The sequence below is a fragment of the Acinetobacter sp. YH12255 genome (genome assembly GCF_013417355.1).
GTDB classification, from domain to species: Bacteria; Pseudomonadota; Gammaproteobacteria; order Pseudomonadales; family Moraxellaceae; genus Acinetobacter; species Acinetobacter pseudolwoffii.
Genome location: NZ_VPEC01000006.1, coordinates 1 through 25,066, shown reverse-complemented (window position 1 = coordinate 25,066; position 25,066 = coordinate 1). Strand labels below are relative to the sequence as shown.

The 25,066-nt window shown below is 44.7% G+C and carries 27 protein-coding genes; 18 read left to right on the top strand and 9 right to left on the bottom strand.

Annotated elements, in window-relative coordinates:
- The gene (locus tag FTV30_RS03910) at nucleotides 1–1,152 is read left to right on the top strand and encodes an ABC transporter permease (RefSeq protein WP_159138574.1); all 1,152 of its coding nucleotides are present in this window, start codon (nucleotides 1–3) and stop codon (nucleotides 1,150–1,152) included.
- A gap of 10 nt (nucleotides 1,153–1,162) precedes the next feature.
- Nucleotides 1,163–2,899 (top strand): ABC transporter ATP-binding protein, encoded by a 1,737-nt coding sequence (locus tag FTV30_RS03905; RefSeq protein ID WP_180001053.1) that lies wholly within the window; start codon nucleotides 1,163–1,165, stop codon nucleotides 2,897–2,899.
- 54 nt (nucleotides 2,900–2,953) lie between these two features.
- On the opposite strand, the gene rluB is transcribed toward FTV30_RS03905, so the two are convergent.
- From rluB to FTV30_RS03875, 6 genes are all read right to left on the bottom strand, one after another.
- A complete protein-coding gene (gene rluB, locus FTV30_RS03900; protein WP_074384125.1) occupies nucleotides 2,954–4,045 on the bottom strand; it encodes a 23S rRNA pseudouridine(2605) synthase RluB in 1,092 nt (363 codons plus the stop codon).
- Between the two features lie 41 nt (nucleotides 4,046–4,086).
- A complete protein-coding gene (gene scpB / locus FTV30_RS03895) occupies nucleotides 4,087–4,677 on the bottom strand; it encodes an SMC-Scp complex subunit ScpB (protein ID WP_180001052.1) in 591 nt (196 codons plus the stop codon).
- The gene (locus tag FTV30_RS03890) at nucleotides 4,674–5,468 is read right to left on the bottom strand and encodes a ScpA family protein (protein ID WP_005172392.1); all 795 of its coding nucleotides are present in this window, start codon (nucleotides 5,466–5,468) and stop codon (nucleotides 4,674–4,676) included. The genes scpB and FTV30_RS03890 overlap by 4 nt, the downstream gene beginning before the upstream one ends.
- A 323-nt stretch (nucleotides 5,469–5,791) precedes the next feature.
- The gene (locus FTV30_RS03885; RefSeq protein WP_005095980.1) at nucleotides 5,792–6,076 is read right to left on the bottom strand and encodes a hypothetical protein; all 285 of its coding nucleotides are present in this window, start codon (nucleotides 6,074–6,076) and stop codon (nucleotides 5,792–5,794) included.
- A gap of 41 nt (nucleotides 6,077–6,117) precedes the next feature.
- The gene (locus FTV30_RS03880; protein WP_005095982.1) at nucleotides 6,118–6,735 is read right to left on the bottom strand and encodes an L-threonylcarbamoyladenylate synthase; all 618 of its coding nucleotides are present in this window, start codon (nucleotides 6,733–6,735) and stop codon (nucleotides 6,118–6,120) included.
- A gap of 87 nt (nucleotides 6,736–6,822) precedes the next feature.
- Nucleotides 6,823–7,485 (bottom strand): elongation factor P hydroxylase, encoded by a 663-nt coding sequence (locus FTV30_RS03875; protein WP_180001089.1) that lies wholly within the window; start codon nucleotides 7,483–7,485, stop codon nucleotides 6,823–6,825.
- A gap of 97 nt (nucleotides 7,486–7,582) precedes the next feature.
- Here FTV30_RS03875 and FTV30_RS03870 point away from each other — a divergent pair, with 97 nt between their 5' ends.
- From FTV30_RS03870 to lysM, 6 genes are all read left to right on the top strand, one after another.
- A complete protein-coding gene (locus tag FTV30_RS03870; RefSeq protein WP_074384127.1) occupies nucleotides 7,583–8,140 on the top strand; it encodes a DUF177 domain-containing protein in 558 nt (185 codons plus the stop codon).
- Nucleotides 8,141–8,217: 77 nt separating this feature from the next.
- Nucleotides 8,218–8,400 carry a 50S ribosomal protein L32 gene (gene rpmF / locus FTV30_RS03865; protein WP_004279227.1) on the top strand — a complete coding sequence of 61 codons (183 nt, stop codon included), beginning with the start codon at nucleotides 8,218–8,220 and terminating at the stop codon, nucleotides 8,398–8,400.
- A gap of 222 nt (nucleotides 8,401–8,622) precedes the next feature.
- Nucleotides 8,623–9,609 carry an ACP S-malonyltransferase gene (gene fabD, locus FTV30_RS03860; protein ID WP_005095987.1) on the top strand — a complete coding sequence of 329 codons (987 nt, stop codon included), beginning with the start codon at nucleotides 8,623–8,625 and terminating at the stop codon, nucleotides 9,607–9,609.
- Complete coding sequence (gene fabG, locus FTV30_RS03855) at nucleotides 9,606–10,340, top strand: 3-oxoacyl-ACP reductase FabG (RefSeq protein ID WP_005095990.1); 735 nt, start codon at nucleotides 9,606–9,608, stop codon at nucleotides 10,338–10,340. The genes fabD and fabG overlap by 4 nt, the downstream gene beginning before the upstream one ends.
- An 83-nt stretch (nucleotides 10,341–10,423) precedes the next feature.
- Complete coding sequence (gene acpP / locus FTV30_RS03850; protein WP_004646101.1) at nucleotides 10,424–10,660, top strand: acyl carrier protein; 237 nt, start codon at nucleotides 10,424–10,426, stop codon at nucleotides 10,658–10,660.
- A gap of 185 nt (nucleotides 10,661–10,845) precedes the next feature.
- Nucleotides 10,846–11,343, top strand: a complete 498-nt coding sequence (gene lysM, locus FTV30_RS03845; RefSeq protein ID WP_005095992.1) for a peptidoglycan-binding protein LysM — start codon at nucleotides 10,846–10,848, stop codon at nucleotides 11,341–11,343.
- A gap of 110 nt (nucleotides 11,344–11,453) precedes the next feature.
- Here the strand turns inward: lysM and FTV30_RS03840 are convergent, their stop codons facing one another.
- Nucleotides 11,454–11,921 carry an Lrp/AsnC ligand binding domain-containing protein gene (locus tag FTV30_RS03840; protein WP_005095994.1) on the bottom strand — a complete coding sequence of 156 codons (468 nt, stop codon included), beginning with the start codon at nucleotides 11,919–11,921 and terminating at the stop codon, nucleotides 11,454–11,456.
- A 138-nt stretch (nucleotides 11,922–12,059) separates the two neighbouring features.
- Between FTV30_RS03840 and FTV30_RS03835 the strand changes: the two genes are divergently transcribed.
- The 5 genes from FTV30_RS03835 (at nucleotide 12,060) to FTV30_RS03815 (ending at nucleotide 17,865) form a co-directional block, all read left to right on the top strand.
- Entirely contained in the window at nucleotides 12,060–13,319 is a 1,260-nt protein-coding gene (locus FTV30_RS03835; RefSeq protein WP_005095996.1) for a D-amino acid dehydrogenase, read from the top strand.
- A gap of 23 nt (nucleotides 13,320–13,342) precedes the next feature.
- Nucleotides 13,343–14,455: an alanine racemase gene (gene alr, locus FTV30_RS03830; RefSeq protein ID WP_100534696.1), complete on the top strand. Its 1,113-nt coding sequence runs from the start codon at nucleotides 13,343–13,345 to the stop codon at nucleotides 14,453–14,455.
- Nucleotides 14,456–14,500: 45 nt separating this feature from the next.
- Nucleotides 14,501–14,863: a RidA family protein gene (locus FTV30_RS03825; RefSeq protein ID WP_005172374.1), complete on the top strand. Its 363-nt coding sequence runs from the start codon at nucleotides 14,501–14,503 to the stop codon at nucleotides 14,861–14,863.
- 151 nt (nucleotides 14,864–15,014) lie between these two features.
- Nucleotides 15,015–16,454 carry an amino acid permease gene (locus FTV30_RS03820; protein WP_074384173.1) on the top strand — a complete coding sequence of 480 codons (1,440 nt, stop codon included), beginning with the start codon at nucleotides 15,015–15,017 and terminating at the stop codon, nucleotides 16,452–16,454.
- Nucleotides 16,455–16,626: 172 nt separating this feature from the next.
- Nucleotides 16,627–17,865 (top strand): hypothetical protein, encoded by a 1,239-nt coding sequence (locus tag FTV30_RS03815; RefSeq protein WP_373683701.1) that lies wholly within the window; start codon nucleotides 16,627–16,629, stop codon nucleotides 17,863–17,865.
- A 57-nt stretch (nucleotides 17,866–17,922) separates the two neighbouring features.
- Here the strand turns inward: FTV30_RS03815 and FTV30_RS03810 are convergent, their stop codons facing one another.
- On the bottom strand, nucleotides 17,923–18,375 hold the full coding sequence (locus tag FTV30_RS03810) for a CopD family protein (protein ID WP_074384131.1): 453 nt from the start codon (nucleotides 18,373–18,375) through the stop codon (nucleotides 17,923–17,925).
- 23 nt (nucleotides 18,376–18,398) lie between these two features.
- A complete protein-coding gene (locus FTV30_RS03805) occupies nucleotides 18,399–19,628 on the bottom strand; it encodes a beta-ketoacyl synthase N-terminal-like domain-containing protein (protein WP_005096011.1) in 1,230 nt (409 codons plus the stop codon).
- A gap of 275 nt (nucleotides 19,629–19,903) precedes the next feature.
- Here FTV30_RS03805 and FTV30_RS03800 point away from each other — a divergent pair, with 275 nt between their 5' ends.
- The 5 genes from FTV30_RS03800 to FTV30_RS03780 all read left to right on the top strand — a co-directional run.
- Nucleotides 19,904–21,406 (top strand): EcsC family protein, encoded by a 1,503-nt coding sequence (locus tag FTV30_RS03800; RefSeq protein WP_180001050.1) that lies wholly within the window; start codon nucleotides 19,904–19,906, stop codon nucleotides 21,404–21,406.
- A gap of 154 nt (nucleotides 21,407–21,560) precedes the next feature.
- The gene (gene rpsL / locus FTV30_RS03795; protein ID WP_002050319.1) at nucleotides 21,561–21,935 is read left to right on the top strand and encodes a 30S ribosomal protein S12; all 375 of its coding nucleotides are present in this window, start codon (nucleotides 21,561–21,563) and stop codon (nucleotides 21,933–21,935) included.
- Between the two features lie 178 nt (nucleotides 21,936–22,113).
- Entirely contained in the window at nucleotides 22,114–22,584 is a 471-nt protein-coding gene (gene rpsG, locus FTV30_RS03790; RefSeq protein ID WP_004279240.1) for a 30S ribosomal protein S7, read from the top strand.
- A 128-nt stretch (nucleotides 22,585–22,712) separates the two neighbouring features.
- Nucleotides 22,713–24,848 (top strand): elongation factor G, encoded by a 2,136-nt coding sequence (fusA, locus tag FTV30_RS03785; protein WP_074384132.1) that lies wholly within the window; start codon nucleotides 22,713–22,715, stop codon nucleotides 24,846–24,848.
- A gap of 92 nt (nucleotides 24,849–24,940) precedes the next feature.
- Nucleotides 24,941–25,066: GTP-binding protein (locus FTV30_RS03780; RefSeq protein ID WP_227518531.1), on the top strand; the 126-nt coding region annotated here is incomplete at its 3' end.

Genomic DNA, 25,066 nt, shown 5'->3' with positions numbered 1-25,066 from the left:
ATGCTGAGTGCGATATTTAAAAAAGAGCAACACGCTCAAGCTGTGCCTGAGTCTACTTCAACAGGATTATGGCAACTGGCCATGCGCCGTTTGAAACGTGACCGGATTGCCATGTTCTCCTTGTTGGTGGTGCTGTTTTATTTGCTGCTACTTTTGCTTTCCATGAGCGGTTTTATTGCCAAGGACTGGAATAAAGAAGTGGCGGTCAGTTATGCACCGCCAAGTTTTATCAGTGCAGCGCCTATGCCGGCTGTTTCCGGTGAAGAACAGGAAGCAGAATTGGTCGTTTTACCGGTCAATCCAGTCGATCCTTTAAAAGAGGTGATTGCAGAACTCAATGCCGAAATTGCTGCTGAGCAAAGGATGGGGGGCAGCATCGATTATTATGGTGTAACAGATCCGCTGGCAGAAGACATGCGCGTCATTAACCAGCAGCTCGGTGGTCAGCTGATGGATCAGGACAGCGAATTAAAACAGAGTCTGATCTTTGGTGCGGATAAATGGGGACAGGATGTTTTACAGAAAACCATTAAAGGTGCGGAAACCTCGATTCTGGTCGGACTGGTTGCGGCTTTGGTCGCTGTGATCATTGGCACCGTACTTGGTGCACTTGCCGGTTATTTTGGTGGCTGGGTCGATGATCTCCTCAACTGGTTTTATAATGTCTTTACTTCAATTCCTTATTTACTGCTGGTTCTGGCAATTGCTGCGGTGTTACAACAGAAAGGGATTTTATCAATCATCCTGATTTTAGGTCTGACCGGCTGGACGGGAGTATTCCGTCTGGTTCGTGCCGAGTACATGAAACATACGGCGCGTGAATATGTACTGGCTGCCAAGGCAATTGGGGTGAGTAATTTACGACGTATGTTTGTACATATTTTTCCGAATGTCAGTCATATTGCCTTGGTACAAATGTCCATTCTGGTGGTGGCTTTTATCAAATCTGAAGTGATTCTCAGCTTCCTTGGTTTTGGCGTGCCAATCGGAGTAGTGTCTTGGGGAAGCATGCTGAATGAAGCGCAAAGCGAGCTGATTTTAGGAAAATGGTGGCAACTGGCCGCAGCCTCGATTGCCATGGCAATACTGGTGACGGCTTTCTCGATGTTTACCGATGCACTCCGTGATGCATTAGATCCGAAACTGAAATAGGAGCGCAACCATGTCTGAAATCAATCCAAGTACAGCACCTGCGTTACTTTGCGTGGAAAATCTGCGTGTCAGTTTTAAAGATGAAAATAAACAATATATCGAAACCGTGAAAGGGGTTTCTTTTGAAATTCCGGCCAATACTACGGTGGCATTGGTAGGAGAATCGGGAAGTGGCAAGTCGGTTACTTCACTGGCGACCATGGGCTTGCTCCCGACGGAAAGCGCGCGTATTTCCGAAGACAGCCGGATTATCTTTGAAGGGAAAAATCTGCTTAAGCTCAAAACCCGTGACATGCGCCAGATGTGTGGTAAAGATATTGCCATGATTTTTCAGGAGCCGATGTCCTCGCTCAATCCGGTATTTACGGTAGGCATGCAGATTGCAGAAATTTTGCAACTCCATTTGGGTATGAATAAAAAGCAGGCGCGGCAACGTACTCTGGAATTGCTCAAAGAAGTAGGGATCCCTGCGCCAGAAACTAAAATCGATGCTTATCCGGGGCAGCTTTCGGGGGGGCAGCAGCAGCGGGTCATGATTGCCATGGCCATTGCCTGTGAACCCAAGCTGTTAATTGCGGATGAACCGACCACAGCCCTGGATGTCACCATTCAAAAGCAGATTCTGGACTTGCTGGAATCTCTGCGTCAGCGCCGTCAGATGTCGATGCTGTTCATTACCCATGATCTGGCTTTGGTTGGTGAAATTGCCGATCAGGTGATTGTGATGCGACATGGGGAAATTCGTGAACAGGGTTTGGTTCAGGACGTATTGGATCGACCTCAGGATATGTATACCCGGGCTTTATTGCATTGCCGTCCACAATTGTCGCAACGTCCGTTACGTTTGCCGATGATCAGTGATTTTATGAAACAGGATGGTTCAACCTGGCTGGACGATATCCACCTGAATACTCAACTTCCGCAACGCTCACGCGGACTGAAGGGTGGAGAAGAAATTATTCTGGATGTACGTGATCTGAAAAAATCTTTTTATAGCCGCAAAGGTCTGTTTGGCAAAGATGAATTTCAGGCGGTGAAAGGGGTTTCTTTTCAGCTGGCCAAAGGTAAAACCTTGGGGCTGGTCGGAGAATCCGGTTCTGGCAAAACCACCATTGGCTTGTTATTGATGCGTTTGCAACAGGCAACAGGCGGTAAAGCGCTGTTTCAGGGGCGGGACATTTTGGCCATGTCTGAAAAGGAATTTAACCAGTATCAACGTAAAATCCAGATCATTTTCCAGAATCCTTATGCCTCTTTAAATCCGCGTTTTACCGTGGGGCAAATCCTGATGGAACCGATGCAGATTCATAAAATTGGTCAGGATGATACAGAACGCAAGCAAATGGCTTTGGACCTGTTGGAGCGGGTCAGCTTGCCTGTTCAGGCTTTTTATCGCTATCCGCATGAGTTTTCCGGTGGTCAGCGTCAGCGTATTGCAATTGCACGTTGTCTGACTTTGAAGCCTGAAATTTTGATCTGTGATGAGTCGGTCTCGGCGCTGGATGTTTCAGTACAGGCGCAGGTCTTGAATTTACTGCAAGATTTGCAGGATGAATTTGAACTCAGTTATATTTTCATTTCACATGATTTATCGGTGGTGAAGTATATTTCAGATCAGATCATGGTGATGAATCATGGGGAACTGGTGGAAATTGCCAATTCAGATGAATTGTATCAGTCACCACAACATGAATATACCAAGCGTTTACTCAGTGCCATTCCGCAGGGGATTCCACAAAGCGCCTGATACATAATGCATAAAAAAGTCAGGCATTTGCCTGACTTTTTTTGTTTATATCAATTAAAACTTTTTAAAGCCTTTATTGACACCGTATGGACGACGTGGCGCATTTTCATCACGCTCTTCACGGCGACCAAAAGCTTGATCTGGACGAGTTTCGCGGCGAGGAAATTGAGTATTGCCATCACGGTTGTCACGACGAACGAACTGCGTACCATTTTGGTTTTCATTTCTGTCACGACGACCATAAGCATTGTCATCACGACGCTCGCGGCCAGGGTTATTCTGTGGTTGTTGTTCATCACTGTCACGACGTTGCTGACGCAAGAAACCGCCACGGCGTGCAGCCATCGGTTTATCCTGCATACGCTCGTTACGACGTTTCGCCATACCAAACAGGCCTGTACCTTGACGTGGTTTCAGTTCCACAGCTTTGGTCAGGTTGTCGATATCGTTTTTATCCAGTTCAATCCAGCGACCGGTACGCAGTTCGCGTGGCAGAATCACAGTACCGTAGCGGGTACGCAGCAGACGGCTCACTTTCAGACCTTGTGATTCGAAGATACGACGTACTTCACGGTTACGCCCTTCTTTTACTACGACCTGGAACCAACGGTTAATACCATCACCGCCGAGTTCAGAGAACGATTCGAATTTTGCTGGGCCGTCATCTAATACCACGCCTTTAAGCATGGTGTTTTTGATTTGTGGTGTCACTTCACCCATGACACGAACTGCGTATTCACGTTCGATTTCATTGGATGGATGCATCAAGCGGTTGGCAAGTTCGCCATCATTGGTGAACAGTAACAGACCGGTCGAGTTAATATCCAGACGGCCGACCATCACCCAGCGATCGCCCGGAATCGCAGGTAACTGTTCAAACACGGTCGGGCGGTTTTCAGGATCGCTACGTGAGCAGATCTCGCCTTCAGGCTTATAATAGATAATCACACGACGACGAATTTCGTCTTCAATCTGAAATGCAACTTTACGACCATCGATGCGAAGCTCATCACCTGGTTCGATTCGTTCACCCACTTGGGCAATTTGCCCATTGACGCTTACACGACCCGCGGCAATGACTTCTTCCATATAACGGCGAGAACCCAAACCAACGCGTGCAAGCACCTTTTGCAATTTTTCACTCATGACAGCATAACCTTAGAAATAATTATCAACAGTTCACCTATTTATGACTTCGGTGCATTTGCATCGAGGGCCATAAAAGCTTCCTTGGCATCCTGCAGGGGAGGCAATTGGCCTAAAGAATTCAAGCCAAACGCATTTAAAAATTGTGGCGTTGTCATTAACAACGCAGGTCTTCCAGGGAGTTCACGAAATCCGGATTCTTTAATCCAGTTCCAGTCAAACAGCGTACGCAAAATCTGACTGTTATTCGTCACACCACGAATTTGTTCAATATCGGCTCGGGTCACCGGCTGGTGATAAGCAATCACTGCAAGTGTTTCAAGTAAGGCCGGCGACAAGCGAGTTGGTCGCTCAGGCCAGGTCTGTGCAATAATATTACGATATTTTGCACGCACTTGAAAACGATAACCTTGTGCTGTTTCAATCAGTTCAATCGAACGGCCATGCATTAACATGGAAAGTTGTTGTAAATACTGACGTAATTCCTGTTTGCTATAGCGATCCTGAAAAGCCTCTTTCAGACGCGCCAGTGAAACCGCAGAGTCGCTGGCGAAAATAATCGCCTCAAGCTGCATCAACACCTCATGCAGATTATCTTCTGCAGAAAACAGCGTATTTAGCTCTAGTGTCATTGACTGGCTCCTTGAACTGCGAGCGGGGCTTCAATACCTGTAGCAATAATCTGAATTTTTTGTTGCCGGGTCAGCTCCAGCACTGCCATAAAGGTCACCACCATCCCCATGCGTCCCTGACTCGGTTTGAGTAAATCGGCAAAAGATAAGACTTCGCCAGATTCCAGACAGCTTTCAATATAGGCGATCCGTTCTTCGAGCAGTACCGGTTCCTGTTGCACCTGATGAATCACCGGTTCAGGACGGTTAAAAATACACAACAAGGCATCACGCAGTAAATCGATCGAATAGCCTTCATTATTCTGCTGAACGTCGCCCAGACTGACATGGGTCAGGAATGTATCACGCTCCAGAATAGGCATTTGCCCCAGACGTTCTGCTGCCCGTTTAATTCTTAAATAATTTTCTAAACGGTCGATCAGTTCTTGTTTTGGATCTTGCTCAATCGCAGACAGGCTTTTCGGTTTAGGCAATAACAGACGCGATTTGAGATCTGCCAATAAAGCAGCCATCACCATATAATCTGCGGTCAGCTCAATATTCAGGGATTTCATTGCATCCATATAGGATAAATATTGCGCTGCAATCGGCGCGATATCGACTTGCAACAGGTCAAAACCATTTTTTTGAATCAGGTAAATTAAAAAGTCGAGTGGGCCTTCAAAATGTTCTAACAAGATTTCAAATGCGGCGGGAGGAATATACAGATCCTCTGGAATAGTATCCTGCCATTCATCCAGAACCCGAATGTGCGGAGCAGATTCCATTGTGTTATGGATAATTTGAGTCATTACAATTATAGGCCACGCGAATTTTCAAAGGCATGCAAAGGCTTGATCTTCGGTATCTCATCGAAAGAAAAAGCATAGAATTAAGTGCCGTCATTGTACTGGAAAAGTAACTCTAAATAAATTAAATAAGGAGTCAAAGGCATAAAAACTTGAAAAAATAATGGAATTTATTTGCAATTTAAAAGAAGGCCCCAAAAAAAACAGCCAGATAAGCGGGGCAAAGAGTCAATGTGTTACGGGTGGAAGCTATGACCATATCCATGTTTTAGTATCTGTTTTAGTATCCTGCGATATGATTAATACCTATCTGAGTGCTAAGAACTTCAGCGCGGTGAGGAAGGATATTCACTCAGTGCAAACTCAATCATACGTTGGCAAGTCTCTGCCAGGCATAGGTTCTGGCTTGAATAGATCTGTAATAGCTGTCGAAGCAAAGCCAAATTCATGAAAAACTGATATTCAGTAGCATCAATGTTTAGAGTGGGACTGGGCGAAGGATATGCTTCGATCATGATGGCCCTGGATTGAAGTGTCCAAGGCAGTTCTGCATAGATACAATATTGGGCAGAGAATTCATGCTGATTCAGCAGGATATAAAATAAATCCATAGACTGACTCCTGCAGTCGGCTGGAAATAAGATGGCATTCTTTATTCAAATGCGCTGACATCACCCACGCCACGACGAATAATTTCTGGATGATCACCAGATAAATCAATAATCGAGGTGGTGCTTAATGTACCTAAACCGCTATCGATAAACACATCAATGCGTTTGCCCAATTGCATTTCAATCTCAAAAGGATCATCCAGCGGATCGGTCTGGTCCGGCAAAATCAGGGTAGAGGTCAAGAGAGGCTCACCCAGTTCTTTGAGCAGCATCTGACACACCGGATTGCTCGGAATGCGCAGGCCAATGGTTTTCTTTTTGGGATGCATCAAGCGTTTCGGCACTTCACTGGTGGCCGGTAAAATAAAAGTGGTGACTGCTGGTGTATTGTTTTTGAGTAAGCGATACATGGCATTGTCCACTTTGGCATAGGTGGCAATATCGGATAAATCACAGCACAAAATTGCATATTGATGTTTTGGGCCAAGTCCGCGAATCTGCGCAATGCGTTCCATGGCACTTTTATTCCCAATCTGGCAACCAATCGCATAGGCAGCATCCGTGGGATAGACCACCACATCGCCAGCACGGATTCGTTCTACCGCCTGACTGATTAAGCGCGGTTGCGGGTTATCGGGGTGTACGCGTAAATGCAGCATAGAGGCTACTCCAAGCTTGGGCTGATGGCTTATTATGTGGCGCTCAGGCAGCGTCTGGCAATCACCAAAAAGGTAGATTTGTGTAATTTAATCAAGCATTTCACGTATAAATTCATCAGATTGTAAACTTTTGCCACCTCTGCTACAGGCACAGATACATTGAATAAAGCGTTGTGCATCCCGTGGCAATTTTGCCTCACCACGAAAATAAGCCTGCACTTGTGCATAGACATGATCTTTAAAGCGGGTTCCGTCACCGCCGTCACCAGTCAGGTTATCCAGCGACACCCGAAATTTACGCCCAAAGGCCTGGGCAAACATCCACTCGATTGCCTGCGGTTTAATTTCTACCTGTTCAAACAGCGCTTGTTGTTCGGCTGTACGCCCATCCGGGGCATACCAGTAACCAAGATCCGGAAGTTCCCGGCGTTTATTCCCGGCAATTGTCCAATGGCTGATTTCATGCAAGGCACTATTAAAGAATCCATGTGCAAACTGAATCCGGGCAGGAGTATCGGCATCGGCAGGAAAATATTCAGGTTCAAATTCGCCACGGACTAAAGTCACATTTAAATGGGAAAACCAGTGATTAAAGTGTAAGATGAGCCAGTCCACCTGCTGCGCTTCTGACGATAAATTCGTCCATGGCGAGAGTTGCACTTGTTGTGTTGAACTGTCAGAATCAAGGCTTGGAATTGTGCTAACGAGTGATGAAACATTCACTTCTGTTTGCGGCTGCAACAGATGCATGACTTGAGTTACCCAAATGGTCTGTCGAAATAAGTACAAAATTGTATCTTAATCTTTGACAGAGTACTGATGAATTTGTAGAATTGCCGCCTTAATTATGTCAGCAAATACCTTTCCGGCACAGATTGAGCCGTTTAAATGGGCTGAACAGGGCTTTAAATGGTCAGGTCAACTGCCTTTATCCCGCTTTGTTCGTATCGCTCGTGAAGCTGTTGGATCAATTGATGATCAATTGATTAACATAGACTGTAAGCTATCAATGGATGCCTATCATCGTATTGCATGGCTAGATGGTCACGTTGAAACAAAAGTTCCTATGGAGTGCCAGCGTTGTCTGGAAACTGTAGAGATTGAACTGGTTTCATCGTTCCATTTGGCACTTGTGGATGATGAGTCACTGATAGAGCGCTTGGATGAGGATGCTGATTTCATCGTCCTAGGTGAAAGTGAAGCAACGACCAAAGGTGACTATGATGCACCTGCGACCGCTGATTTGCTCGCGCTGATAGAAGATGAACTGTTATTGTTGGTGCCGTTGTCGCCTAAACATGAGTTTTGCGAACATAAGCATCAGCCTGCCATAGAAGAAGTTGTCGAAGAAAAACGAGATAATCCGTTTGATGTTTTGGCAGCTCTGAAGGGTAAACTTAACTAATTTTTGTGTTATACTCTTGTGTATAAGACAATCGAATTTGTTCTGATCCATTTTTTCGATCTTTGTAAGGAGCCATCATGGCCGTTCAGCAAAACCGTAAAAGTCGCTCTCGCCGTGACATGCGCCGTTCACATGACGCTTTAACCGAGAATGCATTAACTGTAGACCAAGCTACTGGCGAGACTCACCGTCGTCACCACGTATCTAAAGATGGTATCTACCGTGGTCGTCAATTATTCGCTAAAGCATCTGCTGAATAATTGATGATGTATTAAGCGTCAAGCTTAGTAGAAAAAATGGGAGCATTTAGCTCCCTTTTTTTTGTCCTTGATTTTTGCTTGCATCGGTTTTTTGTTGTATTTGGCAATTACCGCCAGCAAAATTACATGCTAAATTGCGCTCCACAATGATTTAGGTGGCTTTATTGGCCAGTCTTCTTGCTACAACTGAAGATGACACCTCTTGAATGAAAGGATTTTATTATGTCTGCGACACAACTCGAACAAGCAGCACAAGCAACGAAAACTGCATTTGTATTTCCAGGTCAAGGCTCACAAAAAGCCGGCATGCTGGCTGAACTTGCAGAGCAGTTTTCTGCTATTCGCGAGACATTTGCAGAAGCCTCTGAAGCTGTCGGCTTCGATTTGTGGCAGATTGCGCAAACTGGCGAAAACTTAAATCAAACTGAATTTACCCAGCCGGTATTGCTGACTGCAAGTATTGCCTTGTGGCGCGTGTGGCTGGAATCTGGTGGTGTGGCACCGAAATATCTGGCAGGCCATTCACTGGGTGAGTACAGCGCGCTGGTGGCAGCGGGTAGCCTAAGCCTGGGTGATGCAGTCAAACTGGTCAACCTGCGCGGTAAACTGATGCAGACGGCTGTACCTCAGGGTGTCGGTGCAATGGCTGCTATTTTAGGTCTGGATGATGCCAAAGTGATTGAGCTGTGTGCACAAGCAACTGCAGCAGGTGAAGGTTCTGTTGAAGCGGCAAACTACAATGCCCAAGGGCAGGTTGTGGTTGCAGGCAATAAAGATCGCGTTGAAGCAGTGATGGCACTGGCCAAAGAAAATAGCGCTAAGGCGATTGCATTGCCGGTATCGGTTCCATCGCATTGTTCACTGATGAAACCTGCGGCAGAACAGTTTGCGCCTGCATTGGAACAAACCGCCATTGAGCTGCCATGCATTCCTGTATTACAAAATGTAGGCGCTGAAGCTGCGGCTGATGTCCCTGCATTGCGTCAGGCTTTAACAGCGCAACTTTATGAATCAGTACAATGGACCAAAACCCTGCAATTCCTTCAAGATGAAGGCATTCAGTACATCGTTGAATGTGGTCCGGGCAATGTATTGAGTAACTTGGCGAAACGCCTACCGAATATCGAAAAAGCACTTCCACTGGATAGCAAATCTCGTCTGGAAGATGCATTGAACACCGTATTGACGGCAGAAGGGAAAATTGCATGACACAGGAACCGAAAGTTGCCTTGGTAACAGGTGCAAGTCGTGGTATTGGTGCTGCGATCGCACAACAGTTGATTCAGGATGGTTATTTTGTCGTGGGTACTGCGACTTCTGAAGCGGGCGCTGAAAAATTATCTGCACAGTTTGCTGAAAATGGTGCGGGCAAAGTTTTAGATGTACGTGATGGTGCTGCGATTGATGCACTGGTGACGGAGATCGAACAGAACTATGGTCCAGTGCTGGCGTTGGTTAATAATGCCGGTATTACCAAAGACAACTTATTGCTTCGCATGTCTGAAGATGACTGGGATGATATTTTAAATATTCACCTGAAAGCCGTTTACCGTCTGTCTAAACGTGTGCTGAAAGGCATGACCAAGGCACGTTTCGGACGCATCATCAACATCAGCTCTGTGGTGGCACACTTTGCCAACCCGGGGCAGGCCAACTATTCTGCTGCCAAAGCCGGAATTGAAGCCTTCAGTCGTAGTTTGGCCAAAGAAATGGGTAGCCGTCAGATTACGGTTAACTCGGTCGCACCAGGCTTTATTGCAACTGAAATGACGGAACAGTTAAGCGAAGAAATTCGTAAAAAAATGACTGAGCAAGTGGCGTTAAACCGTTTGGGTAACCCACAAGATATCGCAAATGCTGTAAGTTTCCTGGCTTCAGACAAAGCCAGTTACATTACTGGTACAGTTATGCATGTAAATGGGGGCTTATACATGAGCTAAGCTCAAGTATAAACTTTCCAAATTTTTTAGATTCAATTAAACTAACGGCATTAAAAACGCCACAAGCAATGAGGAGAATTCCTGTGAGCGATATCGAACAACGTGTTAAGCAAGCAGTTGCAGAACAACTTGGTATCAAAATCGAAGAGATTAAAAACGAAGCGTCTTTCATGGATGACTTAGGTGCAGATTCTCTAGATCTAGTTGAACTGGTTATGTCTTTCGAAAATGATTTCGACATCACGATTCCTGATGAAGATTCTAACGAAATCACAACTGTTCAATCTGCAATTGACTATGTTTCTAAGAAACTGGGTTAATCGCCGATTTCAGCTTTGCTGAGCATAAAGACCACCCTCTCGGTGGTTTTTTTGTGTCTGCTTTTCACCTAAATGGAAATTTTACAATCGATTACCTTTCTGTCACCAATGACTAACTATGCCTTGGCTATTTTCATTATAAAAATAAGAGTGATATGACATTAACGACAAGAATGGAGTTCCATATGGGTCTTTTTGATTTTGTAAAAGGTATCGGTAAGAAAAATACAGCTGCCGCAGAGCCGCAGGCCGCACCAGCAAATACTACTCCAGCCGCAGCAGCACAGCCCGCAGAGCCTTCTGCCCAAGAAGTCGCAAATAAATTACTTGGTCATGTAAAAGGTTTGGGTCTTCCGATCACTGGTTTATCCATCAGTTATAATTCAACCTCGGATCTGGCCACGGTCAGAGGTCAGGTGCAAAGTCAGGCCGATCGTGAAAAAATTATTCTGGCGGTGGGGAATATTGATCATGTGGCCAAAGTGGATGATCAGCTTACGGTCAGCAGCCCTGAACCGGAAAGCAAATTCTATACGGTAAAATCGGGGGATAGCTTGTCAAAAATCTCGAAAGAATTTTATGGTGATGCCAATCAGTACAATAAGATCTTTGAGGCCAATCGCCCATTGCTCAAAGATGCTGATGATATTTTCCCGGGACAGGTATTGCGTATTCCGGCCTGATTTTTAAGTCGAAAATAAATATCTAAATATCTTGTTCACCATAATGCCCCATTTGGGGCATTATTTTTTTGGAAACAGCTTGAGCGCTGAATGTTGAAAGATAAAAATAATTACCCGCCAAGATCCAGATAGAGACTTTCTTTTACTTCCTCCATGACCACATAACTATGTGAGGAGGCAGAAGCAGGTAATTTTTTTAGCAAATCGCCTAACAGACGCCGATAGGCACTCATCTCTTTGAGACGTGCCTTGACCAGATAATCAAAGTCACCGGAAATCAAATGACACTCCAGTACTTCTGGAATTTCGGTCAGATTACGCGCCACCTGATCAAATACATCACCCGATTTTGCAGAAAGCTTAATCTCCAGAAAGACTAGCAAATTGCGTTCTAGCAGTTCCGGATTTAAGCGCGCGTAATAACCCATGATAATGCCTTCGCGCTCCAGCCGTTTTACCCGTTCTGAACAGGGTGTGGTTGACAGGTTCACACGTGCTGCCAGCTCACTAATGGCAATCCGGCCATCGCGTTGCAAGATATCCAGAATCATGCGATCAATGCGGTCTAATTTACGCATCAATATTTCCCTCTTTTTTTTAATTCTGCCCGAAAAAAATGTTTATTTCACTAAATATATCGTCTCAATATAGTTAAATTCACTATTGATCCAAAAATATACTAGTTAAATCAACTAGAAAAATTTGAGGGTAGTAAGATGCGCGTTTTGGTCTTAGGCAGTGGTGTAATCGGTGTGGCGAGTGCCTATTATCTGGCGCAGCAGGGTGTAGAAGTTACAGTGCTCGACCGTCAAACCGGGCCGGCTGAAGAAACCAGTTTTGGCAATGCCGGACAAATTTCTCCGGGCTATTCGACGCCATGGGCAGCACCGGGCATTCCATTTAAAGCAGTGAAATGGATGTTCCAGCATCATGCACCTTTAGCGATTAATTTAGATGGCAGTATGTGGCAGTTGAACTGGATGGCACAAATGCTGAAAAACTGTAATCCAGCCAGCTATGCGATTAACAAAGAACGTATGACCCGTGTGGCTGAATATAGCCGTGACTGTTTACGTGAATTGCGTAAAGAAACCGGGATCAGTTATGAACACCGTTCTAAAGGTACTTTGCAAGTCTTTCGTAACGAAGCGCAATTAGAGATGGTGCAACGTGATATTGCGGTATTGCGAGAATGCGGCGTACCGCATGAATTGTTGTTGGGCGCTGATCTGGCCAAAGTTGAGCCAGCCCTGGCGCATGCCCAGGATAAACTGGTGGGCGGCTTGCATTTACCCAATGATGAGACAGGCGACTGTTATTTATTTACCAATGCCTTAGCCAATGTTGCCAAAGAATTGGGCGTGCAGTTTAAATTTAACCAAAATGTTGAGCGTTTGGTGATTGAAGGCGATGAAATTAAGGGGGTGGTGGTCAATGGTGAAGTGCTGACGGCTGATAAATATGTATTGGCATTCGGTAGTTATTCGCGTGATTTCTTAAAACCTTTGAATCTGGATTTGCCGGTTTATCCAGTCAAAGGCTATTCACTGACCATTCCAATTGTTGATGCCAACTTTGCACCACAATCTACGGTGCTGGATGAAACCTATAAAATTGCCATCACGCGTTTTGACCAGCGGATCCGTGTTGGCGGTATGGCCGAACTAAGTGGATTTAACCACAATTTGAAAGACAATCGCCGTGCCACTCTGGAAATGGTCACTCAGGAATTATTCCCAGGCGGGGATCTGGCAGAAGCGAGTTTCTGGACCGGTTTACGTCCAATGACCCCAGACAGTACCCCGATTATTGGTGTAACGCGTTTTAAAAATCTGTTCCTGAATACTGGACATGGCACTCTGGGTTGGACCATGGCCTGTGGTTCGGGCAAGTTAATCAGTGACATTGTGTTGAATCATAAAACCGAAATCAGCACTGAAGGACTTTCACTCGGACGTTATTCACACGCGGCCTAAATTGCTGTTTCAAGGAAGAAGCTATGCCACGCCCAATTCAAGCTGTAGTGCACTTAGATGCATTGCAGCATAACCTGAAGATCGCCAAAGCCGCAGCGCCAAATGCAGAAGTCTATGCTGTGGTTAAAGCCAATGCCTATGGTCATGGTATTGAGCGAGTCTATTCAGTATTTCAATCAGCCGATGGTTTTGCCTTGCTGGATTTGGCTGAAGCGCAGCGTCTGCGTGCGCTCGGTTGGCAGGGCAAAATTTTACTGCTCGAAGGAATTTTTGCTGTAGACGATTTAGACGTCTGTGCTGCATTAGATTTAAGTTTTAGTCTACATAGCCAGCATCAAATCACCTGGTTAACGCAGTTTCAGCAGATCAATCCAGACGCAAAATTTGATGTGTACTTAAAACTTAACAGCGGTATGAACCGTTTGGGTTTTCAGGCCCACGAATATACGGATATTTTTAAGCAAGTCCAGGCACTGGGCAATGTGCGCTCAATTAGCCATATGACGCATTTTTCCGATGCAGATGGTCAGCGCTTTGGCCAGAACGGCATTGATTATCAATATTCAATGTTCACGCAAATCATTGAACCCTTAGCAGGGAAAACTTCTGTCAGTAATAGTGCAGCCATCCTGCGCCATCATCACCATATTCAATCCGACATTGTGCGTAGTGGCATCATGCTGTATGGCAGTTCGCCTGACTATCCTGACCATACTATTGATGACTGGAATTTGCAGCCCGGCATGAGCCTGCGCAGTGAAATCATTGCGATTCAGTATATTCAGGCTGATGAAAGTGTGGGTTATGGTTCTAACTTCGTTGCGGAGCAGGCGATGCGCATTGGTGTAGTGGCGTGTGGATATGCCGATGGGTATCAGCGCATTTCAGCCACAGGTACACCAGTTCTGGTGGATTCAGTGCGAACTCAAGTTCTTGGTCGGGTCAGTATGGATATGCTTACCGTCGATCTGACCGCTGTCCCTCAGGCGACTGTGGGGAGTGAAGTGGTACTTTGGGGGAAATCTTCGCAAGGTGAAATTTTATCAATTGATGAGGTCGCGGCCGGTTCAGGAACCGTAGGCTATGAATTGATGTGTGCGATTACGGCTCGTGTACCGGTTCGGATTGAAAGCTAAAACTAAATATTGACCAAATAACGGAAGAAATTGAGAGGACATATGATGATGGAACACACCGATATCCAGCGTATTAACAGCAATCAGGTCATGAGTGCTGTCACCATTCACAACCAGACCGTGTATGTATCAGGGCAGGTGCCGGATAGCACCCGTCAGGATATTAGCGGTCAAACGCAGGAAGTGCTGACGAAAATTGATCAGCTGCTCAAGCTGGCAGGAACAGACAAAAGCCGACTGCTGTCGGCACAACTATTTGTGAAAAATCTGGAAGATTTTCAAACCGTGAACCAGATCTGGATTCACTGGTTGCAAGGACAGGGAACTCCGGCACGTGCCACCATTCAGGCAGATCTGGTCAATCCTGACTGGCTGATTGAAATTGCAGTGATTGCAGCACAGGCTTGAGTTGTTTTGATTTTTATATCTCCCAACTCAATTTTGTAAGGACATCAGCTCCGGTCATTTAGCTTTTTAAATGGAACTTCATCTGCATTCAGGATTTCAGGAAGAAATCCGATCAGATGGGCAAGGGTCTGATGCGAAAAAGGAACTAAACATGAATACAACATCCGCTAAAGATGACGCAGCGCCGTCGCAACATGAGCTACAACGCAAGCTATCCAATCGGCATCTGCAGTTAATTGCCATTGGTGGTGCAATTGGTACCGGTTTATTTATGGGATCGGGTAAAACTATCTCTTTGGCCGGCCCTTCAATTTTATTTATTTATATGATTATTGGCTTTATGTTTTTCTTCCTGATGCGCGCATTGGGTGAGATATTGTTGGCTAATTTACATTACAAATCATTTATTGATATGGCGCGCGACCTGATTGGTCCGGGCGCGGCCTATTATATTGGCTGGTCTTATTGGCTTGGTTGGGTTCTGGTCGGGATTGCCGATTTAGCAGCGATTATTAATTATCTGAGTTTCTGGTTGCCTGAGGGTGTGGCCTTTACCCCCATCGGGCAGGCATTGATCAGTGTCGGCTGTGTATTGCTGGTTCTGGGTTTGAACTTGCTGACGGTCAAACTGTTTGGTGAAATTGAATTCTGGTTTGCCCTGATTAAGATTTTAGCCATTTTAGGCCTGATTTTTATTGGCGGCTTTATGGTGTTGAACCAGTTTCAGGCACCAGATGGCAGTACTGCAAGCTTTAGCCATGTCTGGTCGGGTGGTATGTTCCCCAAAGGTGCGGATGGCTTCCTGGCAGGCTTCCAGATTGCCTTATTCGCCTTTGTGGGTGTGGAATTGCTCGGTACGATGGCAGCTGAAACCAAAGATCCTGAGAAAAATTTACCCAAAGCCGTCAATGCAATTCCAACGCGTATTATCTTGTTCTATGTGTTGTCATTGTTTGTAGTGATGTCAGTGACTCCATGGGCTAAAATTCCTGCGGATCAAAGTCCTTTTGTCAGCTTATTCATGCATGCCGGTATTGGTGCGGCGGCGATCATCATGAATCTGGTGGTCTTGTCATCCGTCATGTCTTCCATGAATAGTGGTGTATTCTCCACCAGTCGTATGCTTTTCGGATTGGCGCGTGGTCAACAGGCACCTGCCGCTTTGGCGCATCTATCGAAACGTTCTGTACCAGCCAAGGGTTTAATGTTCTCATGTGCCTTTATTATGGCTGGTGCAGCTTTGCAGTACTTCGTGCCCAATACCTTGGAAGCTTTTACTTTAGCGACGTCACTGTGCGTGATTTTGTTTATTAGTATTTGGAGCTTAATTATGGTGTGTTATTTACGCTACCGTAAATTACGCCCTGAACAGCATGCCAACTCCACCTTTAAAATGCCGGGCGGGGTATGGATGAGCTATATCGTACTAACTTTTCTGGCTTTCGCTCTGGTCATTTTAAGTTTGGAGCCAGATACATTCAATGCATTAAAAATCAGTCCATTATGGTTGATTATTTTGGCAGTAACTTATTATGTACTGTATCGGCCGCGTGTCGCAGCCGCGAGAAAAGCGGCATTAGAAACACAATGAAATAGCTCAAAAAAATCCCCGCCTGATCGGGGATTTTTTTATGGTGTGATGAATCATTTGTGAACTTCGTCCTGTGCCCTTAGAATTGAAGAAAAATTTATAATTAAAAATAAGGATCTATATGAGGGGATGGAGTAAAAACAGGCTGGGGTTATGGTCGCTTGGCATTCTTGTGGGAATAGCCATTCTGTTGGTATTTACTGCAAAGTGGCTGCGTACAGATCAACCTTTAACGGATACGGCAAAAAAGTTTATTCAGCCAGATTTAATCTATAGGGCAAATGTTCAGCAACACTCATATTTTTACTTATTGGGAATTGCTGCCAAAGATGAGGTTCACCCTCAGGCACTGGGTCGTTATCGTTACCATCGGGAATGGGCAAACTATATTCAAGATCAGAATGCTGCTGAAAATTTGCAGATTGACTCAGGATTAAACCGTCAGCTGAGCCGAGCTGGTTTTTCTGAACAGGAAAAAGAACTTCTTGAAAATCTGCAAATGCGTTTGGCTAATTCAGCTGAGCAGTTTTCTGCATTGGTGGTAGAACATAAAAAATTGCTATACGCTTTACTGGGGCGTGAGCGTATTCCTTTACAACGGTTTTCAGATTTATTGGAACACCAGGATTATATTTCATTGGTGATTCCGCCGCAGGCAGTCGGGCCTGATTATCGCTATATTCAAAATTTACAGTTGCTGAAACTGGCTCACATCCAGCTTGATTCAGGCTCTAAAGTGCAGGATTATGCACAGCAATTTCATCAGGTTTTAGATTTTAGCCGGAACCGCTTGTCTTTAGTTGAAAAAATGCTGGTACAGAATTGGCTCAGTCAAATGATTGATCTGATTCGGATCGAGCAAAAAAATGAAAGCAATCCAGTCATGCTTAATAATCTGGATTCAGATCAATTGGGTTTAAAAGCAAGTCTGCAAAATGAATTAATGGGACATTATTTGCTGACCCAATATCTGGCACATGCCTCTGAAATCAGCCCTGTACAGCTAAAATGGCTGTATTTACCCAATACCACCTTTAATGCAATTGCAGCACAATATGAGGTGTACTGGATGCTTTCGGAAACACCGTATGTTGAACTGCAAGAGCGGCTTACGACAAGTGAGCCTTCTTCATTGTCTAAATGGCGACTAAAAAATGCGATTGGACATGTTCTAGCGCAGGTCAGTAAGCCCAACTTTGAAAAATATATTGTGATGAATCATGTCTTAAACAATAAAATTACGACTTTTAATGCAGTCAATTCAGGCAGTATAGAGATAGAGCTATTGAATCAAAATGCAGCAGGGCGACGTTATTTTCAGCAAGATGGAAAGTTATGTATAGCACTGCCATTTTCTCAACAGAAATTGTCTGAACTGAATCTGAAGCAGGATGGCTGTGTAAAAATCTAGAATGCCAAAATAAAAAATCCCCGACGAATCAGGGATTTTTTATTTTTGCTCTATGCGTTAGAAGGTCGGTTTTACCACGACCAAAATTACCACAGCAAATAAGATCAGGGTTGGCATTTCATTAAAATAACGCCAGAACTTGTGTGACTTGTAATGGGCATTTTCCATCAGTTTTTTGCGGTAATAGCCACATACCAGATGATAAATCACCAATAAACCCACCAGACCCACTTTCAGGTAAAACCATACAGCTTCATGATAGTGACGTGTTGCATCACCCCAATCGACCAGAAAGTGCGCTGTAATGAGGGTGGCCAGCATGGCAGGCCACATGATGCCACGATACAGCTTACGTTCCATCACCTGAAAACGCGCGTGGCTTACGGCATCTTCGCTCATGGCATGGTAAACATACAGCCGTGGCAAGTAGAACAACGCAGCGAACCAGCACACCACAGCAATAATATGTAATGCTTTTACCCAAAGGAAAGCATCAGAAGGAGCATCCATCAAGTCACCCTAAAATGGGCGGCTTAGCCTTCCCATTTTTTGAAGATGAGACAAGCATTTACGCCGCCGAAACCGAAACTGTTACTCATCACAGTATTCAATTTTGCGTCACGTTTTTCAAGCACGATATCAAATGGTTTTGCGCCTTCATCCAGCTCGGTCACGTTAATGTTTGGAGCAATAAAGTCATTTTGCATCATCAGGATCGAGTAAATTGCTTCCTGAACGCCAGCAGCACCCAGGCTGTGACCAGTCATAGACTTGGTTGAGCTCAGTGGTGGAACTTTATCTTCACCAAATGCACGTGCCATCGCTTGAAGCTCGGTCACGTCACCAGCAGGTGTAGATGTACCATGAGTATTCACATAATCAATCGATTCAACACCATGTTGTTTGGCTTCTTCAAGTGCCATCAGGATACAGCGTGTAGCCCCTTCGCCACTTGGTGCAACCATATCTGCACCATCCGAGTTGGCCGCATAGCCCACCACTTCAGCCAAGATGTTTGCACCACGTGCTTGTGCATGCTCAAGTGACTCAAGCACCACAAAACCGCCACCACCGGCAATCACGAAGCCGTCACGGTCAGCAGAGTACGGACGAGATGCAGTTTCAGGCGTGTCGTTGTATTTAGAGCAAAGCGCACCCATCGCATCAAACAATAAGCTTTGTGACCAGTGATCTTCTTCACCGCCACCAGCCAGCATCAAATCTTGTTTGCCCAGTTGGATCAGGTTATAAGCATAACCAATGGCATCGGCAGAGGTTGCACATGCACTGGTAATGGTATGTGCTACGCCTTGTAGTTTAAAAGCGACACCGACGTTTGCAGTAATGGTGTTGGTCATATTGCGTGGTACAAAGAAAGGGCCAATTTTACGCGCACCTTTGGTATCTAGAAGTTCTTTCATTTCAACCACTGAGGCAGTTGAACCACCACCTGAACCACCGGCAATACCATAGCGTGGATTATTTGCCAGATCTTCTTGTTTTAAACCGGCATGTTCAACTGCAGCAAGTGCCGAATTGTAGGCATACATTGCGCATACGCCCATAAAGCGTTTGAGTTTACGGTCAATACCGTCGAAATCCTGTTCGGCCGCAGCACTCACATGGCTTTTAAAATTGAGTTCAGCATAAGTCGGATTAAAACGTGTTCCTGAAATCCCATTTTGTAAAGAATGGTTTACATCCTCTAATGTATTACCAATACACGAGTTAATACCCATGCCAGTGATGACAACACGTTTCATCTACAGATCCTTATAGTTTAGCTCTACGTCCAGTGGCAGAAAATGGGCTATATAAAATCGCCAAATCCGGCCTCTAGCCTTATTTCATGATGGAGAACATGATAGCAGAAAGACTTTTGAAATCTTATGGCAAATGTTATGCCGTGTGACAGTCGGTTGGGTTTGTGAGTCGGCATGTAGGGATTTTACTAAATGACACAGAATAAAGTTGAGATAAATGCTGACTACACCTAGTATTTATATCAAATACAAGCACGTGAATGCTGAGGTAAAAAATGGTAAATGCTAATAATAAACAATCTAATGGTCTGATTTCGAATGCCTTTGGAGTGGCGAAAAAGTTCAGTTCAACCGGATTGGATTTATTGAATCATGTTGCACCAGACTCGGTGACGAAAGCGCTTAAGCCGTCAAATTCCGGTCAGGTGATTGACGGTTCGGCGAAGACAAAAAGCGTTTTTTCGGCTAAAAAATATGATAATCCACAGCAAATGCTTCGTGAACATCTGCCAAATGTATCTCGCCAGCTTCTAGGACACCGTTTTAATACCGTCAATAACGTGGCGCATTTTGTTTCTCCTGAACTGACGGAGAAAGTATCAGACTATTTTTATGACCGCCTTAACCAGTTTAGTAACCAGAGCAGTTCGGTCGATACCATTCTGAATGAAGCAGGGGCAAAAGACTTGGAAGAATTGACTCAGGATGTCGATCGTTCCAAGCGAATTTCACAGGCTTTGGGTGAGCAAAACAAATGGATTGCAGCGGTACAGGGTGCAATCAGCGGTGCTTCTGGGGTGCTTGGTACAGCGATTGATATTCCGGCTTCTTTGTTAATGGCGCTACGTACCATTTATCAGGTCGGTCGTTCTTATGGTTTTGACCTGAGCAAAGATGATGATCAGGAAATCGTACAACATATCTTTAGACAGCTGGACCTCGGCCTGATTGCTGAAAAGCAAACCTTATTATTGGGTTTAAAAGCGCTGAGTAATACAATTAAAACCCACGATATTTCCCAGCTTCAGGCCATGCTGGGTTCTGATAATGATATGAATGCCATCAAGCAATGGTTAAACAACCATGAGGGCGAGGCAAAATGGGAATGGGTGAACAATCTGCCAAAAATTTCTATTTTAGAAAAATTAACGAAATTGACACCATTGGCAAGTGCTGGAATCGGAGCAGTTTATAGTCACCGTTTTGTTGATGATGTAAATCAGAAAGCTCAAGAAGCTTTCTCACATGCTCGACAATATCTGATTCAGCATCAAGATTCGCAATTGTCTCCCTATGCGGCCTATGAAAAAGCAGTCAATTTATTGCAACAGGCTGCACCTAAATTATTAGACAGTTCATCTCAGTCGATCGAGGCGCCAAAAGACGAGCCAATTCTGGATCAGGATATTGCAATTGAAGGCAATGATATAATTACTCAGGTCAAACTGGTTAAGAAAGAAAAGAATGATCTCAGTTCTGAAGAAGCTGAAGTGAAAAAAGATGAAAAAGTCAGTGAAGGTCTAGATGCCCTCAGTGATGAATTGGTTGAACCTGTGGCAGATAAACAATCGCAACAGCCTGCTTTAACCAAAACTTCTTTTGATCCTGACGTGGAAGCAGAGATACAAGCAGATAATACTGCTGAAAATGAATCGGAGACCGTGGAAAATGAGGGGCTAGAGGGGCAGGAGGATCCTGATTCTGCATCTGAAACAGCCTCAACAACATCTAAAGCTCAAGATGTTACAAAAAAAACTGCGAAGAATCCGAAAAAGTAAATGAATTCTGAGAGAAAATAGCAGCATAGCGTATAGTTGTTATTATATTTGGTCGACCTGAGCAGGTTGACCAATTTTACATCTTGAATTACAATTGCATGCCCTCAAAAAGCAGTATGTTTTTGGGGCTTTTTATTAACGGGAGAATTGCCAAATGGCAACAACAAATCAGTTGATCCGTAAGGGTCGTACGACTTTAGTTGAAAAATCTAAAGTTCCTGCGTTGAAGGCTTGTCCACAGCGCCGTGGTGTTTGTACACGTGTTTACACAACTACACCTAAAAAACCTAACTCAGCAATGCGTAAAGTTTGCCGTGTTCGCTTAACTTCAGGTTTTGAAGTTTCTAGCTACATCGGTGGTGAAGGCCATAACCTGCAAGAGCACAGTGTTGTTCTTATCCGTGGTGGTCGTGTTAAAGACTTACCAGGTGTACGTTACCATACCGTTCGTGGTTCTTTAGACTGTGCTGGTGTTAAAGATCGTAACCAGTCTCGTTCTAAATACGGTACTAAACGTCCTAAGAAATAATTCGTCGAGAATTAAATTTTAAGAACGTAGAACCGCAATCCTTTATCGTCTCGCTTGTCTGATTTCTGCATTTAATTTTGTGAAATTCAAGCGACGTGTAGTAAGGCCAGCGAATGCACATGACACTTTGTGCTCATGCTGGATAAACCTGAAGTGTCATCTTTATAGGTAGTTTAAAATGCCAAGACGTCGCGTAGTCGCTGCTCGTGAAATCCTTCCGGATCCTAAGTTCAGCAGCCAAACAATCGCTAAATTCATGAACCACGTAATGCAAGATGGTAAAAAATCTATTGCTGAAAGTATCGTTTACGGTGCTTTAGACCGCGTTCAAGAAAAATCTAAAGTAGACCCAGTTGAATTTTTCGAGACTACTCTTGAAAAAGTTCGTCCTATGGTCGAAGTAAAAGCACGCCGTGTTGGTGGTGCTACATACCAAGTACCTATGGAAGTACGCCCATCCCGTCGTACTGCCCTAGCTATGCGTTGGTTAGTAGATGCTGCTGCTAAGCGTTCTGAAAAAACTATGGCTTTACGTCTTGCTGGCGAGTTGCTTGATGCATCTGAAGGCAAAGGCGCTGCGGTTAAGAAACGTGAAGATGTGCACCGTATGGCTGAAGCCAACAAAGCATTCTCTCACTACCGTTTCTAAGCAGATAAAACAGGCCCTATTCAGGAAAGTGCTAAAACCGTCATGGTTTTGTCACCAAAGCGCTTTAAGTTGCTATGCAGCTTAAAGCGTCCTGTTTTAAACAACAAAATTTAGGAATGCTAGAAATCATGGCACGTCAAACCCCAATTTCTCGTTACCGTAACATTGGTATTTCTGCGCACATTGACGCAGGTAAGACAACCACTTCTGAACGTATTTTGTTCTACACAGGTGAGAGCCATAAACTTGGTGAAACTCACGAAGGTTCGGCAACTACGGACTGGATGGAACAAGAGCAAGAACGCGGTATTACCATTACCTCAGCAGCTGTAACATGCTTCTGGAAAGGTATGGCGAACCAGTTCGAACAACACCGTATTAACGTAATTGACACCCCGGGACACGTTGACTTCACGATTGAAGTTGAGCGTTCTATGCGTGTTCTTGACGGTGCGTGCATGGTTTACTGTGCTGTAGGTGGTGTTCAGCCTCAGTCAGAAACGGTATGGCGTCAAGCAAATAAATATAAAGTTCCACGTATTGCGTTCGTTAATAAAATGGACCGTACTGGCGCGAACTTCTTCCGCGCAGTTGAACAAGTTAAAACACGTCTTGGCGGTAATCCAGTGCCAATCGTTGTTCCAATCGGCGCAGAAGAAAACTTCCAGGGTGTTATTGACCTGATCGAAATGAAAGCAATCATTTGGGATGAAGCATCTCAAGGTATGCAATTCGAATATGGCGACATCCCTGCTGACTTAGTTGCTACTGCTGAAGAATGGCGTACTAACATGGTTGAAGCTGCTGCGGAAGCATCAGAAGAACTCATGGACAAGTACCTAGAAGGCGAAGAGCTAACTAAAGAAGAAATCGTTGCTGGTATCCGTAAGCGTACATTGGCAAACGAAATTCAACCGATGCTTTGTGGTTCGGCATTCAAAAACAAAGGTGTTCAACGTATGTTGGATGCTGTAATTGAATTCTTGCCAGCACCGACTGACGTTGAGGCGATCAAGGGTATCCTTGACGACAAAGACGAATCTGAAGGTTCTCGTGAAGCGTCTGACGAAGCTCCGTTCTCTGCACTTGCATTCAAAATTATGAATGACAAATTCGTAGGTAACTTGACTTTCGTTCGTGTTTACTCAGGTGTTCTTAAAGCGGGTAGCCCGTGTTATAACCCAGTAAAAATGAAGCGTGAGCGTGTTGGCCGTATCGTACAGATGCATGCGAATGACCGTAAAGATATCGAAGAAATTCGTGCGGGCGACATCGCGGCATGTGTAGGTCTTAAAGACACAACGACTGGTGATACATTATGTGATGAAAACCACGTAATTACACTAGAGCGTATGGAATTCCCTGAGCCAGTAATTGCACTTGCAGTTGAGCCTAAAACTAAAGCTGACCAAGAAAAAATGTCAGTTGCTTTAGGTCGTTTGGCGAAAGAAGATCCATCATTCCGCGTACGTACTGATGAAGAATCAGGTCAAACCATTATTGCTGGTATGGGTGAACTTCACCTTGACATCATTGTTGACCGTATGAAGCGTGAATTCGGTGTTGAAGCCAACATTGGTAAACCAATGGTTTCTTACCGTGAAACGATCAAAAAGTCAGTTGAACAAGAAGGTAAATTCGTACGTCAAACTGGTGGTAAAGGTAAGTTCGGTCACGTATACGTACGTCTAGAACCGCTTGCTGAAGACGCTGGTAAAGACTACGAATTCGTTGAAGAAGTTGTAGGTGGTGTAGTACCTAAAGAATTCTTCGGAGCGGTTGACAAGGGTATCCAAGAACGTATGAAGAATGGTGTACTTGCTGGTTATCCAGTAGTGGGCATCAAAGCGACATTGTTCGACGGTTCTTACCATGATGTCGATTCTGACGAATTATCGTTCAAAATGGCAGGTTCTTACGCATTCCGTGATGGTTTCATGAAAGCAGATCCAATCTTGCTTGAACCAATCATGAAAGTTGAAGTAGAAACTCCAGAAGACTACATGGGCGATATCATGGGTGACTTAAACCGTCGTCGTGGTATGGTTCAGGGTATGGACGATTTACCTGGTGGTACTAAAGCCATTCGTGCTGAAGTTCCATTGGCTGAGATGTTTGGTTACGCAACTCATATGCGTTCTATGTCTCAAGGTCGTGCGACTTACTCTATGGAATTTGCTAAATATGCTGAAACTCCACGTAATGTGGCTGAAGGCATCATTTCTAAGTTCCAGTCTGGCGGTAAAAAAGGTGACGACGAGTAATCTTTCGATTACTATAAGCCCAAACTAATTCATAGTTAAACCCAAGTGCTCATGCAGTGATCCTGCATGAGTAGTTTAAAAAGGAAGATCTCATGGCTAAGGCTAAGTTTGAACGTAATAAGCCACACGTTAACGTGGGCACAATTGGTCACGTCGACCATGGTAAAACAACTTTAACAGCTGCGATTGCAACTGTATGTGCGAAAAAATTCGGTGGC

What these genes read in the sequence shown, in the direction of transcription:
- FTV30_RS03910 (WP_159138574.1), top strand. Translation starts at nt 1, where the DNA reads ATGCTGAGTGCGATATTTAAAAAAGAGCAACACGCTCAAGCTGTGCCT.
- FTV30_RS03905 (WP_180001053.1), top strand. Translation starts at nt 1,163, where the DNA reads ATGTCTGAAATCAATCCAAGTACAGCACCTGCGTTACTTTGCGTGGAA.
- rluB (WP_074384125.1), bottom strand. Translation starts at nt 4,045, where the DNA reads ATGAGTGAAAAATTGCAAAAGGTGCTTGCACGCGTTGGTTTGGGTTCT.
- scpB (WP_180001052.1), bottom strand. Translation starts at nt 4,677, where the DNA reads ATGACACTAGAGCTAAATACGCTGTTTTCTGCAGAAGATAATCTGCAT.
- FTV30_RS03890 (WP_005172392.1), bottom strand. Translation starts at nt 5,468, where the DNA reads ATGACTCAAATTATCCATAACACAATGGAATCTGCTCCGCACATTCGG.
- FTV30_RS03885 (WP_005095980.1), bottom strand. Translation starts at nt 6,076, where the DNA reads ATGGATTTATTTTATATCCTGCTGAATCAGCATGAATTCTCTGCCCAA.
- FTV30_RS03880 (WP_005095982.1), bottom strand. Translation starts at nt 6,735, where the DNA reads ATGCTGCATTTACGCGTACACCCCGATAACCCGCAACCGCGCTTAATC.
- FTV30_RS03875 (WP_180001089.1), bottom strand. Translation starts at nt 7,485, where the DNA reads ATGCATCTGTTGCAGCCGCAAACAGAAGTGAATGTTTCATCACTCGTT.
- FTV30_RS03870 (WP_074384127.1), top strand. Translation starts at nt 7,583, where the DNA reads ATGTCAGCAAATACCTTTCCGGCACAGATTGAGCCGTTTAAATGGGCT.
- rpmF (WP_004279227.1), top strand. Translation starts at nt 8,218, where the DNA reads ATGGCCGTTCAGCAAAACCGTAAAAGTCGCTCTCGCCGTGACATGCGC.
- fabD (WP_005095987.1), top strand. Translation starts at nt 8,623, where the DNA reads ATGTCTGCGACACAACTCGAACAAGCAGCACAAGCAACGAAAACTGCA.
- fabG (WP_005095990.1), top strand. Translation starts at nt 9,606, where the DNA reads ATGACACAGGAACCGAAAGTTGCCTTGGTAACAGGTGCAAGTCGTGGT.
- lysM (WP_005095992.1), top strand. Translation starts at nt 10,846, where the DNA reads ATGGGTCTTTTTGATTTTGTAAAAGGTATCGGTAAGAAAAATACAGCT.
- FTV30_RS03840 (WP_005095994.1), bottom strand. Translation starts at nt 11,921, where the DNA reads ATGCGTAAATTAGACCGCATTGATCGCATGATTCTGGATATCTTGCAA.
- FTV30_RS03835 (WP_005095996.1), top strand. Translation starts at nt 12,060, where the DNA reads ATGCGCGTTTTGGTCTTAGGCAGTGGTGTAATCGGTGTGGCGAGTGCC.
- alr (WP_100534696.1), top strand. Translation starts at nt 13,343, where the DNA reads ATGCCACGCCCAATTCAAGCTGTAGTGCACTTAGATGCATTGCAGCAT.
- FTV30_RS03825 (WP_005172374.1), top strand. Translation starts at nt 14,501, where the DNA reads ATGATGGAACACACCGATATCCAGCGTATTAACAGCAATCAGGTCATG.
- FTV30_RS03820 (WP_074384173.1), top strand. Translation starts at nt 15,015, where the DNA reads ATGAATACAACATCCGCTAAAGATGACGCAGCGCCGTCGCAACATGAG.
- FTV30_RS03810 (WP_074384131.1), bottom strand. Translation starts at nt 18,375, where the DNA reads ATGGATGCTCCTTCTGATGCTTTCCTTTGGGTAAAAGCATTACATATT.
- FTV30_RS03805 (WP_005096011.1), bottom strand. Translation starts at nt 19,628, where the DNA reads ATGAAACGTGTTGTCATCACTGGCATGGGTATTAACTCGTGTATTGGT.
- FTV30_RS03800 (WP_180001050.1), top strand. Translation starts at nt 19,904, where the DNA reads ATGGTAAATGCTAATAATAAACAATCTAATGGTCTGATTTCGAATGCC.
- rpsL (WP_002050319.1), top strand. Translation starts at nt 21,561, where the DNA reads ATGGCAACAACAAATCAGTTGATCCGTAAGGGTCGTACGACTTTAGTT.
- rpsG (WP_004279240.1), top strand. Translation starts at nt 22,114, where the DNA reads ATGCCAAGACGTCGCGTAGTCGCTGCTCGTGAAATCCTTCCGGATCCT.
- fusA (WP_074384132.1), top strand. Translation starts at nt 22,713, where the DNA reads ATGGCACGTCAAACCCCAATTTCTCGTTACCGTAACATTGGTATTTCT.